Origin of the sequence: Yeosuana aromativorans (assembly GCF_014646655.1) — a bacterium.
Classification (GTDB): Bacteria; Bacteroidota; Bacteroidia; order Flavobacteriales; family Flavobacteriaceae; genus Yeosuana; species Yeosuana aromativorans.
The window spans coordinates 216,641-235,344 of sequence record NZ_BMNR01000001.1 but is presented as its reverse complement, the minus strand read 5'-3'; the positions used below and the strand labels follow the sequence as shown (position 1 = coordinate 235,344).

Sequence of the window (18,704 nt, the reverse complement as noted above, 5' to 3'; positions counted from 1 at the left end):
ATGATAATAATCAGTTTAGCTAAATAATATTTTTGTACTTTTGTTCTTTATGAAAGAAGTGTTCCACAAAATAATGGCTTTGTTTATGGCGACGATAGTGGTCTTTTCTACCATGTCGTTCACTATAAATATGCATTACTGTGGAGATGATTTAGTTGATATTGGAATTTTCAAACAAGCCAAGACTTGTGGTATGGAAATGAATGAATCTACACCGCTTTCAGATAGTACGTTTTCTAAAAAAGGATGTTGCACAGATAAGCATATCACCGTTCAAGGGCAAGATGAGTTAAATCTGTCTTTTGATAACTTAACGCTACAACAACAGCAGTTTGTAGCAACATTTGCTTATACTTATGTTAATCTTTTTGAAGGTTATACAGAAAACAAAACGGCATTTTCAGAATACCCACCACCAATTATTGTCAAGAGTATCTACAAGCTTGACGAGACGTATTTAATTTGATTTTTAAACTTTAGACTTAGTGTCCTTATTTTCTAAGGATGACTGATTGTATTCGGTGTTTTCCAACACCAATGTCTAACGGTTTAATCATCAAATTACATGCTAAATAAAATCATAAAATATTTTCTTGAGAACAAGTTAATCACATTTATACTACTCGCTGCATTTATAGTGGGTGGGTTGGTTACAGCTCCTTTTAACTGGGACACATCATTAATAGAACGAAATCCCGTGCCTGTTGATGCCATCCCTGATATTGGTGAAAACCAGCAAATTGTATATACCGAATGGATGGGGCAATCGCCCCAGGATATAGAAGATCAAATCACTTATCCGTTAACAACTGCCTTACTAGGAGTTCCAGGCGTAAAAACCATTCGAAGCAATTCTATTTTTGGTCTTTCCAGTATTTATATCATTTTTAATGATGATGTAGACTTTTATTGGAGCAGAACCCGTATTCTGGAAAAATTGAATTCCTTACCGCCAGGTACGGTTCCAGACGAGGTAAAGCCTGCTTTAGGACCAGATGCGACCGCTTTGGGACAAGTCTATTGGTACACTTTGGAAGGACGCGACCCAAAAACCGGCAAACCAACAGGTGGATGGGATCCGCAAGAATTAAGAACCATCCAAGATTTTTATGTACGGTATTATTTAACGGCAGCTAGTGGTGTGTCTGAAGTGGCATCCATTGGAGGCTTTTTAAAAGAATACCAGATAGAAATTGACCCAGATGCCATGAAAGCGAACAACGTGAATGTCAATATGATCATGAACGCTGTTAAGAACAGTAATCTAGATATCGGTGCCCGTACCATAGAGTTTAACAAAGTTGAGTATTTGGTTAGGGGCTTAGGTTATATTAAAAACCTGTCTGATTTAGAAGAAAGTGTTGTTGCGGTAAGCGATAATGTGCCCATTCGTTTAAAGGATGTAGCAAGAATACAGTTTGGTCCAGCCACCCGAAGAGGTGGTCTTGACAAAAGCGGAGTTGAGGCCGTTGGGGGAGTGGTTGTAGCAAGATATGGTGCCAATCCACAGGAAGTCATTCAAAATCTTAAACATAAAATTGAAGAAGTAGCACCTGGTTTACCTTCTAAAACATTGGCAGATGGTACGGTGTCAAAAGTAACTATTGTACCGTTTTATGACCGCTCAGGATTGATCCGGGAAACTTTGGGAACCTTAGAGTCTTCGCTTTCCCACGAAATATTGATCAGTATTTTGGTGGTTATTGTGTTGGTACTCAATTTAAGGGCCTCCGTATTAATTTCAACCTTATTACCAGTCGGGGTGTTAATGACCTTTATCTTAATGAAATATTTTCATGTAGATGCCAATATAGTAGCGCTGTCAGGAATTGCAATTGCTATTGGGGTTATGGTAGATGTTGGCATTGTCTTTACCGAAAATATTATCAGACATCTTGAAATGCCCGAAAATAAAGATGTTAAAGGAAAACAATTGGTGCAGGTAATTTATCTTGCAACTGTTGAAGTCGCTTCGGCCATTATGACCGCATTGGCAACAACTATTGTAAGCTTTTTGCCCGTATTTGCCATGCAGGCTTCAGAAGGTAAATTGTTCAGGCCTTTGGCCTTTACCAAAACATTTGCTTTGGTATCCTCCTTGTTTATTGGGATCATGTTTATTCCTGCCATGGCCCAAGTACTGTTTTCAATCCGGTTTGATAAAAAGAAAACCAGCAGAATATTCAATGCCCTTTTGATAGGATTCGGCTTGGTTTTTACAATAGCTTACGGAAGCGTCATTGCACTCGCTCTTATTGCCTTTGGTGTCAATAATTTATTGACCAAAGTCGCACCACGGAGTCTGTTCAACAATAAGATTAAATTACCATATTCCGAAGAAATAGCAAACTATATCAATATTGCTATCACCTTGCTTGTTGTTCTTTATTTTTTAACGGTTGAGTGGATGCCATTAGGAGCTTCCAATTCAACCTTAATCAATTTTATTTTTGTCATTATTATTGTAGGGTCGGTTTTAGGAATCTTAATGACCATCGTTCATTTTTATACTAGAATCCTTGCTTGGTGTTTGGACAATAAATGGAAATTTTTAAGCATTCCAATTATTGTGATTTGCTTTGGAATGGTCATCTGGTTAGGTTTTGGTAAAGCCTTTGGGTTTATGCCCAATGCTGTTAAAAGCAACAGCCTTTGGGCAGGATTGGAACAAACATTTCCTGGCGTAGGGAAAGAGTTTATGCCATCTTTAGATGAAGGTTCTTTTCTGTTAATGCCAACTACCATGCCCCATTCAGGAATTACCGAAAACATGGAAGTTATTGCCAGTATTGATAAACGGATGAATTCCATTCCAGAAATTGCTACATCGGTTGGTAAATGGGGACGTGTCAATTCAGCATTAGACCCTGCGCCAACATCCATGTTTGAAAATACCATTACCTATATCCCCGAATATATTTTGGATGAAGATGGAAGAAAAGTTCGCTTTAAGGTTGATAAAGATGATGCTTTTGTGTTAAAAGACGGTTCGACCTACAAATATAACGAGGATCCTTTCAGAAAAATAACAAAAGATGAGTTAACAGAAGATGAAGATGGTGAGTATTTTAGACAGTGGCGGCCTCAGATTAAAAAAGCAGATGATATTTGGAAAGAAATCTTGAAGCATTCTAATTTCCCGGGATTGACATCAGCGCCCAAGTTACAGCCCATCCAAACACGGTTGATTATGCTGTCAACGGGTATGCGTGCCCCCATGGGAATTAAAGTGTTTGGCCCCGATTTGGAGACCATTCAAAAGGCAGGTTTTGAACTTGAAAGCCTTTTGAAGGAAGTCCCTAGCGTGAACCCATCTACGGTCTTTGCCGATAGAGTGGTTGGTAAACCCTATTTGGAAATAAAATTAAATAGGGAAGCCATGTCTAGATATGGACTAACCATAAAAGACATGCAAATGCAACTATCGGTTGCGGTAGGGGGTAAGCAACTAACAACAACAGTTGAAGGAAGAGAGCGGTTTCCAGTTCGGGTGCGGTATGCCAGGGAGTTTAGGGACAATCCCGATGATTTGAAAAAAATCTTGATTCCAACGCCATCGGGTGTTCAGGTGGAATTGGGAGAATTGGCTTCCATAGATTATGTTAGAGGGCCCCAGGTTATAAAAAGTGAGGATACCTTTTTGACTGGTTATGTTATTTTTGATATGAAAGATGGTTATGCAGAAACCAATGTAGTTGAAGATGCCCAAAAGTTCATTAAAGACAAAATCGATTCCGGAGAGTTTACATTACCGGATGGCGTAACCTATCGGTTTACAGGTAACTATGAAAATCAAATCAGAGCTTCAAAGCGACTCATGATTGTGGTTCCCATTTCATTAATCCTGATTCTATTGATCCTATATTTTCAGTTTAAATCTTTAGTACCGTCCTTGATGGTCTTTACGGGTATTTTTGTAGCCTTTTCAGGTGGCTTTATCATGATTTGGCTATATGGACAAGACTGGTTTTTAAACTTCAGCTTTGCAGGGGTTTATATGCGGGATTTATTTCAATTGCATACCATTAATTTAAGTGTTGCTGTGTGGGTAGGATTTATCGCGCTGTTTGGTATTGCCACCGATGATGGCGTTATTATGGGAACCTATTTAACCCAAGTGTTTAAAGACGAAAAACCAAAGACCATAAAAGATGTAAGAACGTCTGTGCTACATGCAGGAGCCAAACGGGTACGGCCAGCTATGATGACAGCAGCTGTAGCGGTTATTGCGCTAATTCCTGTGTTGACGGCAACCGGCAAAGGAGCCGATGTGGTCGTCCCTATGGCTATTCCGTCTTTTGGTGGTATGTTGCTACAGGTCATGACCATGTTTGTGGTACCTGTGTTGTATTGCATGTGGAAAGAACATGGTTTAAAAAGAGAGCTTAAGAGTATTCATGCGTAAACTGTTAGAGATGAAAAAAATAAGTTATTATATATTAGTTATTAGTTTGATATTGATTGGTACAACAGATGTCTTTGGTCAACAAAGCTTAAAGCATTATTTAGAGATAGCAGCCAAAAACAATCTGGGGTTACAAGCAAAATTTAATGATTATATGGCTGCAATGGAGCAAGTTCCACAAGTAGGAACGTTGCCAGAAGCAAGTTTTGCTTTTAGCTATTTTATCCAACCAGTAGAAACTAGGGTAGGACCGCAAAAATGGAAATTCAATTTAACCCAGAGCTTTCCTTGGTTTGGATTATTAAACGCTAAAGAAGATGTGGCAACAGAAATGGCAAAAGCAAAGTATGAAGCGTTTGAAAATTTAAAATCAAATTTGTTCTTTGAAGTAAAAACGGCCTATTACAATTATTATTTTATTGAAAAAGCCATTGAAATCACCGAAGAGAATATTGGAATCCTTGAGGTTTTTAAGCGCCTTTCCTTAGTGAAAATAGAATCAGGAAAAGCCTCGATAGTTGACGAATTGCGGGTTGAGTTGGAATTGAATGATTTAAAAAACCAAATGGCGTTGCTTTCAGACACGAAACATGTATTGAAAGTAAAGTTCTATAATTTGTTGAACACTCAAATCTCAGAAACTATAGAGGTTCCCGAAACCTTATGGCAAGAGGAATTGCCTCTGGATAAACAATCTATGTTGGATTCCATTTACAGTGCCAACCACGAACTGAAAAGTATAGACCACAAACTGAATGCGTTTGCCAATCAAGAGATTGTGGCAAAAAAGGAAGGCTTGCCCATGTTTACTTTAGGATTGGATTATACCATAGTGGAAAAAAATCCCATGTCAACAGCTATTGATAATGGCCGGGATGCGTTTATGTTTCCTTCCATCGGAATTAAAATCCCGTTGTATCGAAATAAATACAAAGCCCGTATTAAGGAAGCAACCTATTTGCAAGAAGCAGAACGTTCAAAAAAAGAAGACAAAAAGAATATGCTGTCTACGGTTTATGAAGATACCTATAAAGATTTTAGTGACAGTAATAGGCGCATCCTGTTAAACCAAAAACAAACAGAAATTGCCAAAAAAGTATTGGATGTTTTAATGACATCCTATTCAACCGATTCAAAAGGATTTGAAGAAGTATTGCGTATGGAACGCGAATTACTGAAGTATGAATTGGAATATCAAAAAGCATTAACCGATAAAAATGCAGCCACTGCATTTGTTGACTATTTATTAGGGAATTAAAACATATTAAAAATGAAAAAATACAAACATTATATTATAGCTGTCGGCATATTAATTCTAGGAATTATATTAGGCAATGTGTTTTCTGGAGGACATTCATCTGGCACACATAAAGATGGTGAACACGAGCTTGTTCAGGATTCTGTAACCAAGTTATGGACCTGCTCCATGCATCCACAAATCAGAATGGAAAAACCGGGTAAATGCCCTATTTGTGGGATGGACTTAATTCCATTGGATTCATCAAGTGATAGTTCAGAAGCTATTGCGTCAAACGAAATTGTAATGACCCCAGAAGCTGTACAATTAGCGAATATTCAAACCACTACGGTCGAGCGCTCCAACGCAAAAAAAGATATTCGTTTATTAGGGAAAGTAAAACCAGACGAAAGACGCTTGTATTCTCAAGTGTCCCATATTCCGGGACGAATAGAGCGGTTATACGTGAATTTTACAGGCGAAAAAGTGTCACAAGGTCAACGCATTGTTCGCTTGTATTCACCAGATTTAATATCGGCCCAAAAAGAATTGTTTGAAGCTATCCGGTCTAGGGATGTCTATCCACAATTGTATACGGCGTCTCGCAACAAACTTAAATTATGGAAACTGTCTGACGCTCAAATTGATGCCATTGAAAAATTAGGAAAAGTGAGTGAGCAGGTTGATATCTATTCTGATTATTCAGGGTATGTTATGAAACGCAATGTGGAGTTGGGAGACCATGTGAAAGCAGGCGATAATTTATTTGATATTGCCAATTTGAACAGTGTTTGGGTCATGTTTGAAGCCTATGAATCGGATATTCCATGGATTCATGTTGGAGATGAAGTAGACTTCACCATTCAGGCCATTCCAGGCAGAAATTTTAAGGGCAAGGTAGATTATGTTGATCCTTTTGTGTCTTCTAGCACCAGAGTAGCCAAAGTAAGGGTTGAGGTCAACAATGGCGAAAAAAAATTATTGCCAGAAATGTATGCTACAGGTGTTATCAAAGCAACATTAAAAACAGAAAAAGACGCATTAATTATACCGAAATCTGCTGTGCTTTGGACTGGTAAGAGAGCAGTGGTGTATGTTAAAGTGCCCCATGAAAAAACCATTTCATTTATGTATAGGGAAATTGTATTGGGTCAAGATATGGGAGATTTCTATATGGTAAAAAGCGGATTGGAGGCTGGTGAGGTTGTCGCAACAAATGGCGTGTTCAGGATTGATGCCTCTGCACAATTATCAGGACAAAAAAGTATGATGAATCCAAATGAAGGCACGGGAACAATGCCAGACATGGATATGAATAATAAAAATAAATAATAATTAATAAACAATTAAATTTTAAAATCATGAAAAAGTTAGTTTTAAGCGTAGCGGTAATTGCAACAATTGGGTTGTTTAGCTGTAAAAATGAAATAAAAAAAGACTCAGATTCTTCAGTAAAAACCGAAGAGGTTACTAAAATGGCAATGACTAATATTACCTTTGGGGTAAGGGGTAATTGTGAAACATGCAAAAAGACCATTGAAAAAGCGGCCAATAGTGTTGAAGGCGTTTCTAAAGCGGTTTGGGATGTAGACAAAAAGAAAATTGATGTATCCTTTGATGGTTCAAAAACCAATGAAATGGCTATCCAAAATGCCATAGCAGCCTCTGGTTATGATACCGAAAAAGTATCAGCAAATGCAGATGCCTATAATAACTTACCTAGTTGTTGCCAGTATGACCATGAGATGTCGATGAATCAGATGAAATAAATTATCTTAATGGATAATTTTTTAAAACAATGGGCAGAAGCAGCCTATACCACTATTGGTTTTTTTTGGATGGCACTGTGGGCATTCGCTTTGGGATATATTATAAGTAGTATGATCCAGGTGTTTGTAACCGAAAAAAAGATGCAAAAAACCATGGGAGATAATGAAGTCAAAGGTGTTTTGCTAGGGACATTTTTTGGTTTTATTAGCAGTTCGTGTAGTTTTTCTGCTTTGGCGTCTACCAAGTCACTTTTTAAAAAAGGAGCAAGTTTTGTTTCTTCAATGGCTTTTTTACTGGCGTCTACTAATTTGGTTATTGAACTTGGAATTATCATTTCAATTTTCCTAGGATGGCAGTTTGTGGTTGGAGAATATGTAGGCGGAATTTTATTGATACTTATTTCTTGGCTGTTGATTCGCTTGATAAATCCAAAAAAACTCATTGAAAATGCTCGCAAAAATCTAATGGACAAGGATCATGATGGAATGGATGGGCACCAATCATGGAAGGAGAAAATACAAACTGAAAGGGGTTGGGCAAAAGTTTCAAAACAATATGGCATGGAGTGGAAAATGGTTTGGAAAGATGTAACTGTGGGCTTTACCATTGCTGGAATTGTAGCGACTTTTGTGCCGGATTCCTTCTTTCAAACCTTGTTCATTCATAGTGGTAACGGGCATACAGATTTTACATTTTTTGAAATTTTACAGCATACAATTGTCGGTCCTATTGCTGCATTTTTTACCTTTATTGGATCCATGGGAAACATCCCTTTGGCAGCGTTGTTATTTGGTAAAGGGGTTAGTTTTGCTGGCGTTATGGCATTTATATTTAGTGATTTAGTGGTCTTTCCAATTCTTCGTATCAATGCCAAATACTATGGTTGGAAAATGTCGTTGTTTATATTGTTTTTGTTGTTCATGGCACTCATAGGCGCCTCTTTGATTTTGTATTATTCTTTCGATTTGTTGAATGTTTTGCCTAATCCATCACAGGTCAAAATTATGGACAATGCATTTTTTCAAATAAACTATACCTTCTTTTTAAATATGGCATTTGTAGCGCTTTCCGGATTTTTAATCTATCTCGGATTTTTTAAACGGAAAGATGTCAAACACATGAAGGAAATGGCACCAAAAAGCCAATTATTGGAACGCAGTTTGAAGTATATCGCTTTAGCTTGTTATATATGGCTTGCTGGCGGATTAATTGTTAAATTTTTAGTGAACTGATTTTTTTAAACGCATATGAATCTTTAATGATATGAAAAAGCAAAACATTGAAATAGCAGTTAAAAACATGGTTTGCAATCGCTGTATCAAAGTGGTAAAAGAAGAACTAATCAAGCATAAAATAGACTTTAATGATGTTGATTTAGGGTCTATTTATTTTAATCGGGATATTTCAGAAAAGGAGAAAGAAAGGCTAAAAGCCATTCTTGAAAAAGAAGGCTTTGAGTTGGTTGAAGATAAAGAGTCAGTTATTGTAAAAACAATAAAAACAATCATTGTTCAACTTATTCATTATGGAAAAGAAAAGCCTGAGAACCAAAAAATTTCTGAGTATATAGCTTCAGAAATCGGGATGGACTATTCCCAGTTAAGTAAATTGTTTTCTGAAATAGAAGGCAACACCATAGAGCATTATATTATAGAACAACGTATTGAACGTGCTAAGGAGTTGATTGTTTACAACGAATTAACCTTGAGCCAAATATCCTATCAACTCAATTATAGCAGTCCACAACATTTATCAAAACAGTTCAAACAAATTACTGGGATGACACCATCGGTTTTTAAAAACATACGGACACGAAAAAAATTAGATACAATTTAACCAAAATTGTACACAATTATATTCTGGTTTATAAAGACCTTTGTTCATTACTTAAGGTAAAATATTATGGTTTTACTTCTAATAGCACTAAAAAATTGTATCAGATGAAACATACCTATAAAATTTCAGGAATGAGCTGTAACGGCTGCCGGTCGCATGTTGAAAAAACACTTAATAATGTAGAAGGCGTTATTGACGCCCAAGTGGATTTACAAAAAGCAGAAGCCGTTATTGAAATGGAATCCCATATCTCTTTAGAAACGTTTAGGGAAGCGCTTGAGTCAGACAGTAACGGCAGATATAGCATTTCCATGCCGGGAGAAAACGAGCATAAGCATGAACACCCTAGTCCCAAAAAACAAGAGGGAAAGGGAACAGGTGTGTTTTATTGCCCGATGCATTGCGAAGGCGATAAAACCTATGATAAACCAGGGGATTGCCCAGTATGTGGTATGGATTTGGTTGAAGAAGTTTCTTCACATTCAGAAAGCTCAGCAGAAGAAAATAATTATAAAAAATTGCTGAAAAAATTTTGGTGGAGCGTGGCGTTTACATTGCCCATTTTTTTGATTGCTATGTCAGACATGATTCCAAACAATCCGTTGTATGATGTGTTAGGTTTAAAATATTGGAATTGGATTGAATTTGCATTATCCATTCCGGTAGTGTTTTACACAACTTGGATGTTCTTTCAACGTGCCTACAAATCCATTATAACATGGAATTTAAATATGTTCACGCTTATTGGCATTGGAGCAGGTGTTGCTTGGACGTTTAGCGTGTTTGGTATGATTTTTCCAGGTTTTTTCCCACCGGAATTTAAGACCGAATTTGGCACTGTTCATGTCTATTTTGAAGCGGCCACGGTTATTTTAACCTTGGTGTTGATGGGACAGGTTTTGGAGGCCCGTGCCCATACCAAAACAAATAGTGCAGTTAAGGAACTATTGAAGTTGGCTCCCAATCAAGCCATTCGGGTTGTTGACGGACAGGAAGAAACCATATCAATAGATGCTATTAAAATTGGTGATTTATTGCGTGTAAAGCCCGGTGATAAAATCCCCGTTGATGGAACCATTCAACAAGGAGAAAGCTCCATTGACGAATCCATGATAACAGGCGAGCCCATGCCCGTTCATAAATCGGTAAAAGACAAAGTAAGTTCCGGAACCATCAATGGCAAGCAATCTTTCATCATGAAAGCAGAACGGATAGGGTCCGATACCTTGCTGTCGCAAATTATTGATATGGTCAATAAAGCCAGTAGAAGTCAGGCGCCCATACAAAAATTGGCCGATAAAATATCAGGTTATTTTGTACCTGTAGTTGTGCTTATTTCGGTATTAACCTTTATTGCATGGGTTATTTTTGGCCCAGAACCCAAATATGTTTATGCCTTGGTAAATGCTATTGCGGTACTCATTATAGCCTGTCCTTGTGCCTTAGGATTGGCAACGCCCATGTCGGTTATGGTGGGTGTTGGTAAAGGCGCCAAGTCTGGCGTGCTTATCAGGAATGCAGAAGCTTTGGAGACATTAAACGACATTGACGTGCTAATAATTGATAAAACAGGAACCATCACAGAAGGGAAGCCTTCAGTGGATACCGTTATTGCTGAATCTAGTGATTTTAATAAGGAAAAAGTGCTTCAATATAGTATGTCTGTAAATGCCCATAGTGAACATCCTTTGGCCGAAGCCACTGTTGCATATGGAAAAGAACAAAAGTTGGATTCTTTAAAAGTAGATAGTTTTAATTCAGTCACAGGAAAAGGTGTCACGGGTATTATAGAGTCAAAAAAAGTTGCCTTAGGAAACAGAAAAATGATGGATGAGGTAAAAGCTTCTATATCTGAAACACTTGAAAAGGAAGCGGCCAATCAACAGGCATCTGGCAAAACGGTTTCTTTTTTAGCTATCGATGAACATGTGGTTGGTTTTGTTGTGATTTCCGATAAAATTAAGGAAAGCAGTAAAGAAGCGATTGCGGCATTGCAAAATAGAGGTATTGATGTTGTCATGCTCACAGGGGACAACAAAAATACCGCTCAAGCAGTAGCTGAAGAAATGAATTTAGCAGACTTTAAAGCAGATATGTTACCAGAAGACAAACTGCGTGAAGTGGAGCGTCTTCAAAATGAGGGTAAAAAAGTGGCCGTAGCTGGTGATGGCATAAATGATGCGCCTGCCCTAGCAAAATGCAATGTGGGTATAGCCATGGGCACAGGAACCGATGTTGCCATAGAAAGAGCTGGTATTACATTGGTAAAAGGTGATTTACAGGGAATTGTAAAGGCCCATAATTTAAGTACCAAGGTTATGGGTAACATCAAGCAAAACCTTTTCTTTGCATTGGTTTACAATAGTATTGGCGTGCCCATTGCAGCAGGTATTTTATTTCCGTTTTTTGGCTTGTTGTTGTCACCTATGTTGGCCGCTTTGGCCATGAGTTTTAGTTCGGTGTCCGTAATTACAAATGCGTTACGATTACGTAACGCCAATATTGAATAAGTTTCAATGGGATATTATGTTAAACCTATCAAAAATCAGCTTTAAAATTGAAATTTAATAGTAGATTTAACCTCTTTTTCTAACACGTATAAATTTAAAATATTTGTTTTATGCACATTTTCAGAAAGTTTAACAACTTTAAGATTCCATTCAAATCACTACTGTTTATTGCAATTGCGATATTAGTGTCTTATCAAGGTTTTTCCCAAAGCGCTGGATTAAAATGGTCCAATGACGGGAACTCGTACTACATTGTTCAAAACAATTCCATTGTTCAATACACATTGCCTCAAAATGAGCCAAAGATATTGATTTCAGCAGCAGAACTAACCCCAAAAGGCGCCGCCAACCCACTTGAAATCAATTATTTTACCTTTTCGGATGATGCACAACGCGTATTGTTGTTTACAAATACCAAAAAGGTATGGCGGTTACATACCAAAGGCGATTACTGGGTTTTAAATGTAGCAACTGGATCGTTACAGCAATTGGGTAAATCCTTGCCTGAATCGTCACTCATGTTTGCTAAATTTTCGCCTGATGGTAAATCGGTGGCTTATGTAAGCGGGCACAATATTTATGTTGAAGATTTAAGCACATCAAAAATTAAGGCTTTGACAACCGATGGAACAACAACCTTGATTAATGGTACGTTTGATTGGGTGTATGAAGAAGAGTTTTTCTGTAGAGATGGATTTCGTTGGAGCCCTGACAGTAAATCCATTGCCTATTGGCAAATTGATGCCAGTGATACCAAGAAGTTTTATTTGATAAATAATACCGATTCCATTTACTCAAAACCCATTCCAATTGAATATCCAAAGGTAGGCGAAACGCCATCGTCTTGTAAAGTAGGGGTGGTGACGGTTGATGATGCCAAAACCACTTGGATGGATATTCCAGGAGATCCGCGTCAGCATTATTTGGTACGTATGGAATATATCCCATCTTCTGAAAAGTTACTGATTCAACAACTCAACAGAAGACAGAATGATAGCAAATTGTTTATTGCTGAACCAAAAACAGGAGCGTCAAAAGTCATAGAAGAAGAAACCGATAATGCTTGGGTAGACATCTATCAAAATGAGCATAAGTATGACATCTATTTCACCAATGATTTTATTTGGTTGAACCAAGGCAAAAGTGTACTATGGGTTTCTGAAAAAGATGGATGGCGTCATTTGTTTGAAGTATCCTTGGAAGGTAAAAAGGAGAAACTAATCACCCATGGGGATTATGATTTTATCGATTTGAAGTATGTTGACACAAAAAATGGCTATGTGTATTTTATGGCTTCACCAGATAATGCAACCCAAAGCTATCTGTATAAAACCAAATTAAATGGTAAAGGCGCCTTACAATTGGTAAGTCCAGAAGAATTAAAAGGAACGCACGATTATGATGTGTCTCCCACAGGAACCTATGCCGTGCATTCGTTTTCAAATCACTTTACGAGGCCTGCTTCAGAATTGATTTCATTCACCACCCAAAAGCCCGTTGATGAAACAAGGAGTATTGAGTCTAATCTAGCAAAATTGCAAGTAACACCTAAGGTGGAATTCTTTAAAATTACGACCGAAGATGGCGTTGATATGGATGCTTGGATGGTTAAACCAAAGGATTTTGACCCATCTAAAAAATATCCAGTTGTGTTTTATGTTTACAGTGAACCCGCTTCTGCTACCGTTAAAGACACCTATGGGGCAGGTTATAATTTTCTGTATAATGGCAACATGAGTGAGGATGGGTACATTTATATATCGGTTGATAATAGGGGAACACCAGCACCTAAAGGACGTGAATGGCGTAAAAGTATTTACAGAAAAATAGGCCAGATAAATATTCATGACCAAGCTATGGCGGCCAAGGAAGTTTTAAAATGGGATTTTGTAGATCCAGACCGTGTGGGCGTTTGGGGCTGGAGTGGAGGTGGATCGGCTACCTTAAACTTGATGTTCCAGCATCCTGAAATTTATAAAACAGGCATAGCCATTGCAGCAGTAGCCAACCAATTAACATACGATAATGTGTACCAAGAGCGCTACATGGGCTTGCCACAGGAAAATAAAGAGGACTTCATTAAAGGATCTCCATTAACATATGCCAAAAATCTGGAAGGAAATCTGTTATATATCCATGGTTCAGGTGATGATAACGTACACTACCAAAATGCTGAAATGTTGATTAATGAGTTAGTTAAGTACAACAAGCAATTTCAATTTATGGAGTATCCAAACCGGACACACAGTATTAATGAAGGCGAAGGCACTACAGAACATTTAAGAACATTATACACTAATTATCTTAGGGCACATTGCCCACCGGGAGGAAAATAAAATTTTTTTAAAAATATCTATAAACCCCAAAGATTAACTTTGGGGTTTTTGAAATGTTTTTGTTATGTTGATTTTTTTGAAAAATCTTTTAACTTAGCATAACTTCTGATATAAAACATTATAAATATGTTTACAATAGAACAAATTCATCAAGCATTTACCAAAGTTAAAAGTGGTGCTGACTTTCCACAATTTGTACAAGACCTAAAAGGAATTGGCGTAATTTTTTATGACAATTTTGTTTCTGATGGTAGAACTAAATATTATGGATCAAATGGCTTTTCTCTTAATGCAGAATCAAAATATCCAGAAATGCAAGTGAATGATATTAGTTCATCAGATAGTTTAAAGCATGCTATTTCTATTCATCAACAAGGACAAACAGATTATCCAACGTTTTGTAAACAGGCAGCTGATGCTGGAGTTGAAAAATGGAGAACCCATATGATTGAAATGACTGTAACCTATCTTGATAAGAAAGGAGAGAAATTGACAGTTGAACCAATCCCGATGCCTTAATAAATTAAAATCTACTGAAGGCAATGAACCCTCAACAAATAAGTTAAGTAAATTCATAAAAAACGCTTCAATTAACTTTGAAGCGTTTTTTTGTAATTATAATTTATCAGTGGTGATGTCTACATCATACCTGGCATACCACCACCCATACCACCTGGCATAGCTGGCGTATCTTCTTTAATATCAACTAGCGCACACTCGGTAGTCAATATCATACCAGCAACTGAAGCCGCATTTTCCAAGGCGATTCGGGTTACTTTTTTAGGGTCAATGATACCAGCTTTAAGCATGTCTACATAAGTTTCGGTTTTAGCATCAAAACCAAAGTCTTTTTTGCCTTCCAAAACTTTAGCAATTACAACACTACCCTCACCACCTGCGTTTTCAACAATGGTTCGCAACGGTGATTCAATAGCTCGTGCTACAATTTGAACACCAGTTGTTTCATCAAGGTTTTCTGTTGTTATTTTTTCCAACAATGATTGTGCGCGTACCAATGCTACACCACCACCGGCAACAATACCTTCTTCCACAGCGGCTCTGGTTGCGTGTAAAGCGTCATCCACACGGTCTTTTTTCTCTTTCATTTCCACTTCACTAGCAGCACCTACATACAATACGGCAACGCCACCAGCTAATTTAGCCAATCGCTCTTGCAGTTTTTCTTTGTCGTAATCGCTGGTTGTGGTTTCTATTTGCGCTTTTATTTGGTTCACACGAGCTTTAATGTCGGCAGCTTTTCCGGCACCGTTTACAATGGTTGTATTGTCTTTGTCAACAGTAACGGTTTCAGCAGTACCCAACATACTAATGTCGGCATTTTCTAAAGTAAATCCGCGCTCTTCAGAAATCACGGTACCACCTGTTAAGATGGCAATATCTTCTAGCATGGCTTTACGTCTGTCACCAAAACCTGGCGCTTTAACGGCAGCAATTTTAAGGCCACCACGTAATTTATTTACTACCAATGTAGCCAATGCTTGACCATCCACATCTTCAGCAATGATTAATAATGGTCTTCCAGATTGTGCTACTGGTTCTAATATAGGCAGGATTTCCTGTAAGTTGGAAATCTTTTTGTCAAACAATAAAATATAAGGGTTTTCAAGATCGGCAATCATTTTATCGGCATCGGTCACAAAGTAAGGTGATAAATACCCACGGTCAAATTGCATACCTTCAACCACATCTACATAGGTTTCCATACCTTTGGCTTCTTCAACGGTAATGACACCTTCTTTTCCAACTTTAGAAAAAGCTTTGGCTATTAAATCGCCAATGGTGTCATCGTTATTGGCAGAAATGGCAGCAACTTGCTTAATCATTTCAGATGAGTTGCCAACTTTTTTGGCTTGTTTTTCAAGGTCTTTTGTAATAGCGGCTACAGCTTTATCAATACCGCGTTTTAAATCCATTGGATTCGCGCCAGCAGCTACGTTTTTTAATCCTTCTTTAACAATGGCTTGTGCTAAAACGGTAGCAGTAGTGGTTCCATCACCAGCTAAATCACTGGTTTTTGAAGCGACTTCTTTTACCATTTGCGCACCCATGTTTTCAAGTGCGTCTTCAAGTTCAATTTCTTTCGCAACAGAAACACCATCCTTGGTTACATGAGGTGCCCCAAAGCTTTTTCCAATAATAACGTTTCTACCTTTTGGTCCTAAAGTTACTTTTACTGCATTGGCTAATGCATCAACACCACGTTTTAAACCATCACGTGCTTCAATATCAAATTTTATATCTTTTGCCATTTTTTTTGTATTTATTTTTTTGCCTTTAGCCATTGGCTATTGGCGGGTTAGTAATCTAATTGTGTTATTGTTAACAGCTATTATATAATTGCTAGTATATCGCTTTCGCGCATGATTAAATAGTCTTTACCGTCAAGTTTAAGCTCAGTTCCTGCATATTTACCATATAAAACAGTATCGCCAACTTTTACGGTAATAGGGTCGTCTTTGGTGCCTTTTCCGGCAGCAACAACAGTTCCCCGTTGTGGTTTTTCTTTAGCGTTGTCTGGAATAATAATTCCTGATGCTGTTTTTGTTTCAGCTTCAGCAGGTTCTATAAGAACACGGTCTGCCAATGGTTTAATGTTTAAGCTCATTTGTTATGTAATTTTTTAATTAATTAAATTATGTTTAACAGGTGATGTATCTTTCTAAAATTGTGCCAATAGTAGATTACTGACAAACTTGCAGTAACAAAAAATGCCAACTTATTTAAGTTGGCATTAATGTATTTTGAACAGCATAAAATTACTTTACAGAATCCTTGACTGTTGCTGTATTGTTAGTGGTTTGTGCAGGAACTTGTGGAGCTGGAACCGCTGTTTGGTCTTGGTCCAAAGCTTTTGAATCCGCTGTTGTAGTGCTTCTGTTGATGGCAACATTTGATAGTAAAATCAACGCCAACAATAAACCGGCCAAGGTCCAGGTACTTTTATCCAAAAAGTCGGTTGTTTTCTTTACTCCTCCAATTTGTTGTGTTCCGCCACCGCCAAATGATGATGACAATCCGCCCCCTTTAGGGTTTTGTACCATGATTACGACGATTAATAAAAAGGCCACTATGACAATTAGTGCTAAAAATATGGTGAACGTACTCATTATTCTATATTATTTTGTTCTTGTAATTGTTCTACTGCTTTAATTTGGTTTGCAAAGAAACTACTTTTTTCTGGATATTTCAAACTTAAAACCCGATAAGATTGAATCGCTTTTTTATAGTTTTTTTGCTCAACATAAATTCTTGCCAGAGTTTCTGTCATCAGCTCTTCTGGCTGTATTAACTGTACTTTGGCCAGATTGCCTTTGAGCCCTGTAGATTTTGTTGGGTTTATCTTTGGGTTTTTGGATATAAATTCATCTATCAGCTCAAATTTCTTCTGGCGCTCCAGTTGGGATGGATTTTCATTTGTCACAACTGGTTTGTCATTTTCAATATCTCGCTTAATGGTTTTAAACCCGGCTAATTTCAACCATTCATTAAAGGAATGTTTTTCACTTCTGTCAAATTGTAACGGTTTTCCTAAATGTAAAATATCTTCTGCTGAGGCTTCTTGTGTTTTGGTTTCGGACGTTACAGATTCAATGTTTTCTGATTCGTCTAAAGAGAAACTGGCAATTTTAGGGCGTTCAAATTTTGGTTGGAACAATGCAGGGTCCAAAGCATCCAATCTGCTTTTGATGTCTTGTTGTGAAGACTCATCAATCACGATTTTTTTGTTGACTGAAATATCTTCAACAGTGACCTCTAAATCATGTAAATGCTCCGTATTTGTTTTTATATATTTTGAAATTTCATTCTGAAGAAATACATCAGAGGTTATAAAATCAAATAAAATACTCCTATCTGTAGTATAGGCGGCAGTTGTTTTAAGTTCTTGGTTATATTTAAAACTCTCTTGGTTTTTTAGTACTTTTAGATAGAGGGCTCGTGCCGATTGAAAATAAGGGAACTGGTCAATGATGGATTTCACTTTCTCGGTTTGGGTGTCCATAACCGCTTCTGGATGTTGCAGTATATATGTGAAATTTTTATTGTTCATTGGTTACCATTTGGCAAGTGATGCATTAAAGATATCTTGCGTGATACGTTCAAAAATCTCAGCTATGGCACTATCTTTCACACCGCCAACAAGTTGTGCGTTTGCGGGGTAATCATAATAAAAAGAAAACGATTGGTCAAACTCGGCTTCCTCGTCATGCTTGTCATAAAAATGCACTTTAACGCCAATGGTCAACCTATTTTGTGCGGCTTTGTTGTCTGAGGTTGCCGTGGTTGGCGAAATTCTATATTGCGTGATTTCTCCCTCATACACAATGTCTCCATTTGATTTTACAAGGCTTAAATTGGTTTGGTTCTGTAATAAATCAATCAAGGCATTGGTAAAATCCCTGTCCAAACCAGGCTCTACCAATAGAGCGTTATTTTGAAAATAATTGACCTGAAAGGTTTTGGTGTCTGAAGAAATTGAAGCACCTGTAAACGAGTATGCGCCACAACCTACAGCCAATATGGCTGAAAAAAACAAAACAATATAATGGGTGATTTTCATATTTTGAGACTGTAAATACAATAGATAAACT

At 37.5% G+C, this 18,704-nt stretch carries 15 protein-coding genes; 10 read left to right on the top strand and 5 right to left on the bottom strand.

What is annotated here, in order from left to right; all coding sequences use genetic code 11:
- Positions 1–49 precede the first annotated feature (49 nt).
- From IEW94_RS00895 to IEW94_RS00850, 10 genes are all read left to right on the top strand, one after another.
- Positions 50–466 (top strand): HYC_CC_PP family protein, encoded by a 417-nt coding sequence (locus IEW94_RS00895; protein ID WP_188649379.1) that lies wholly within the window; start codon positions 50–52, stop codon positions 464–466.
- Between the two features lie 99 nt (positions 467–565).
- Positions 566–4,405, top strand: a complete 3,840-nt coding sequence (locus IEW94_RS00890) for an efflux RND transporter permease subunit (RefSeq protein WP_188649378.1) — start codon at positions 566–568, stop codon at positions 4,403–4,405.
- 10 nt (positions 4,406–4,415) lie between these two features.
- Entirely contained in the window at positions 4,416–5,663 is a 1,248-nt protein-coding gene (locus tag IEW94_RS00885) for a TolC family protein (protein ID WP_188649377.1), read from the top strand.
- A gap of 12 nt (positions 5,664–5,675) precedes the next feature.
- Entirely contained in the window at positions 5,676–6,974 is a 1,299-nt protein-coding gene (locus tag IEW94_RS00880; protein WP_188649376.1) for an efflux RND transporter periplasmic adaptor subunit, read from the top strand.
- A 29-nt stretch (positions 6,975–7,003) separates the two neighbouring features.
- Positions 7,004–7,411, top strand: coding sequence for a heavy-metal-associated domain-containing protein (locus tag IEW94_RS00875; protein ID WP_188649375.1), 408 nt, complete (start codon positions 7,004–7,006; stop codon positions 7,409–7,411).
- 9 nt (positions 7,412–7,420) lie between these two features.
- Positions 7,421–8,644 (top strand): permease, encoded by a 1,224-nt coding sequence (locus tag IEW94_RS00870; protein WP_188649374.1) that lies wholly within the window; start codon positions 7,421–7,423, stop codon positions 8,642–8,644.
- 31 nt (positions 8,645–8,675) lie between these two features.
- Positions 8,676–9,248 (top strand): helix-turn-helix domain-containing protein, encoded by a 573-nt coding sequence (locus tag IEW94_RS00865; RefSeq protein WP_188649373.1) that lies wholly within the window; start codon positions 8,676–8,678, stop codon positions 9,246–9,248.
- A gap of 104 nt (positions 9,249–9,352) precedes the next feature.
- Positions 9,353–11,758, top strand: a complete 2,406-nt coding sequence (locus tag IEW94_RS00860) for a heavy metal translocating P-type ATPase (protein WP_188649372.1) — start codon at positions 9,353–9,355, stop codon at positions 11,756–11,758.
- A 110-nt stretch (positions 11,759–11,868) separates the two neighbouring features.
- On the top strand, positions 11,869–14,094 hold the full coding sequence (locus IEW94_RS00855; RefSeq protein ID WP_188649371.1) for a S9 family peptidase: 2,226 nt from the start codon (positions 11,869–11,871) through the stop codon (positions 14,092–14,094).
- A gap of 126 nt (positions 14,095–14,220) precedes the next feature.
- On the top strand, positions 14,221–14,613 hold the full coding sequence (locus tag IEW94_RS00850; protein ID WP_188649370.1) for a DUF1398 domain-containing protein: 393 nt from the start codon (positions 14,221–14,223) through the stop codon (positions 14,611–14,613).
- A gap of 119 nt (positions 14,614–14,732) precedes the next feature.
- Here IEW94_RS00850 and groL read toward each other — a convergent pair whose 3' ends face one another.
- From groL to IEW94_RS00825, 5 genes are all read right to left on the bottom strand, one after another.
- A complete protein-coding gene (groL, locus tag IEW94_RS00845) occupies positions 14,733–16,364 on the bottom strand; it encodes a chaperonin GroEL (protein ID WP_188649369.1) in 1,632 nt (543 codons plus the stop codon).
- An 80-nt stretch (positions 16,365–16,444) separates the two neighbouring features.
- Positions 16,445–16,720 (bottom strand): co-chaperone GroES, encoded by a 276-nt coding sequence (locus IEW94_RS00840; RefSeq protein ID WP_188649368.1) that lies wholly within the window; start codon positions 16,718–16,720, stop codon positions 16,445–16,447.
- Between the two features lie 151 nt (positions 16,721–16,871).
- The gene (gene secG, locus IEW94_RS00835; RefSeq protein ID WP_188649367.1) at positions 16,872–17,222 is read right to left on the bottom strand and encodes a preprotein translocase subunit SecG; all 351 of its coding nucleotides are present in this window, start codon (positions 17,220–17,222) and stop codon (positions 16,872–16,874) included.
- Complete coding sequence (locus IEW94_RS00830) at positions 17,222–18,163, bottom strand: DUF8458 domain-containing protein (RefSeq protein ID WP_188649366.1); 942 nt, start codon at positions 18,161–18,163, stop codon at positions 17,222–17,224. The genes secG and IEW94_RS00830 overlap by 1 nt, the downstream gene beginning before the upstream one ends.
- A gap of 3 nt (positions 18,164–18,166) precedes the next feature.
- The gene (locus IEW94_RS00825; RefSeq protein ID WP_188649365.1) at positions 18,167–18,673 is read right to left on the bottom strand and encodes an LptE family protein; all 507 of its coding nucleotides are present in this window, start codon (positions 18,671–18,673) and stop codon (positions 18,167–18,169) included.
- Positions 18,674–18,704 lie beyond the last annotated feature (31 nt).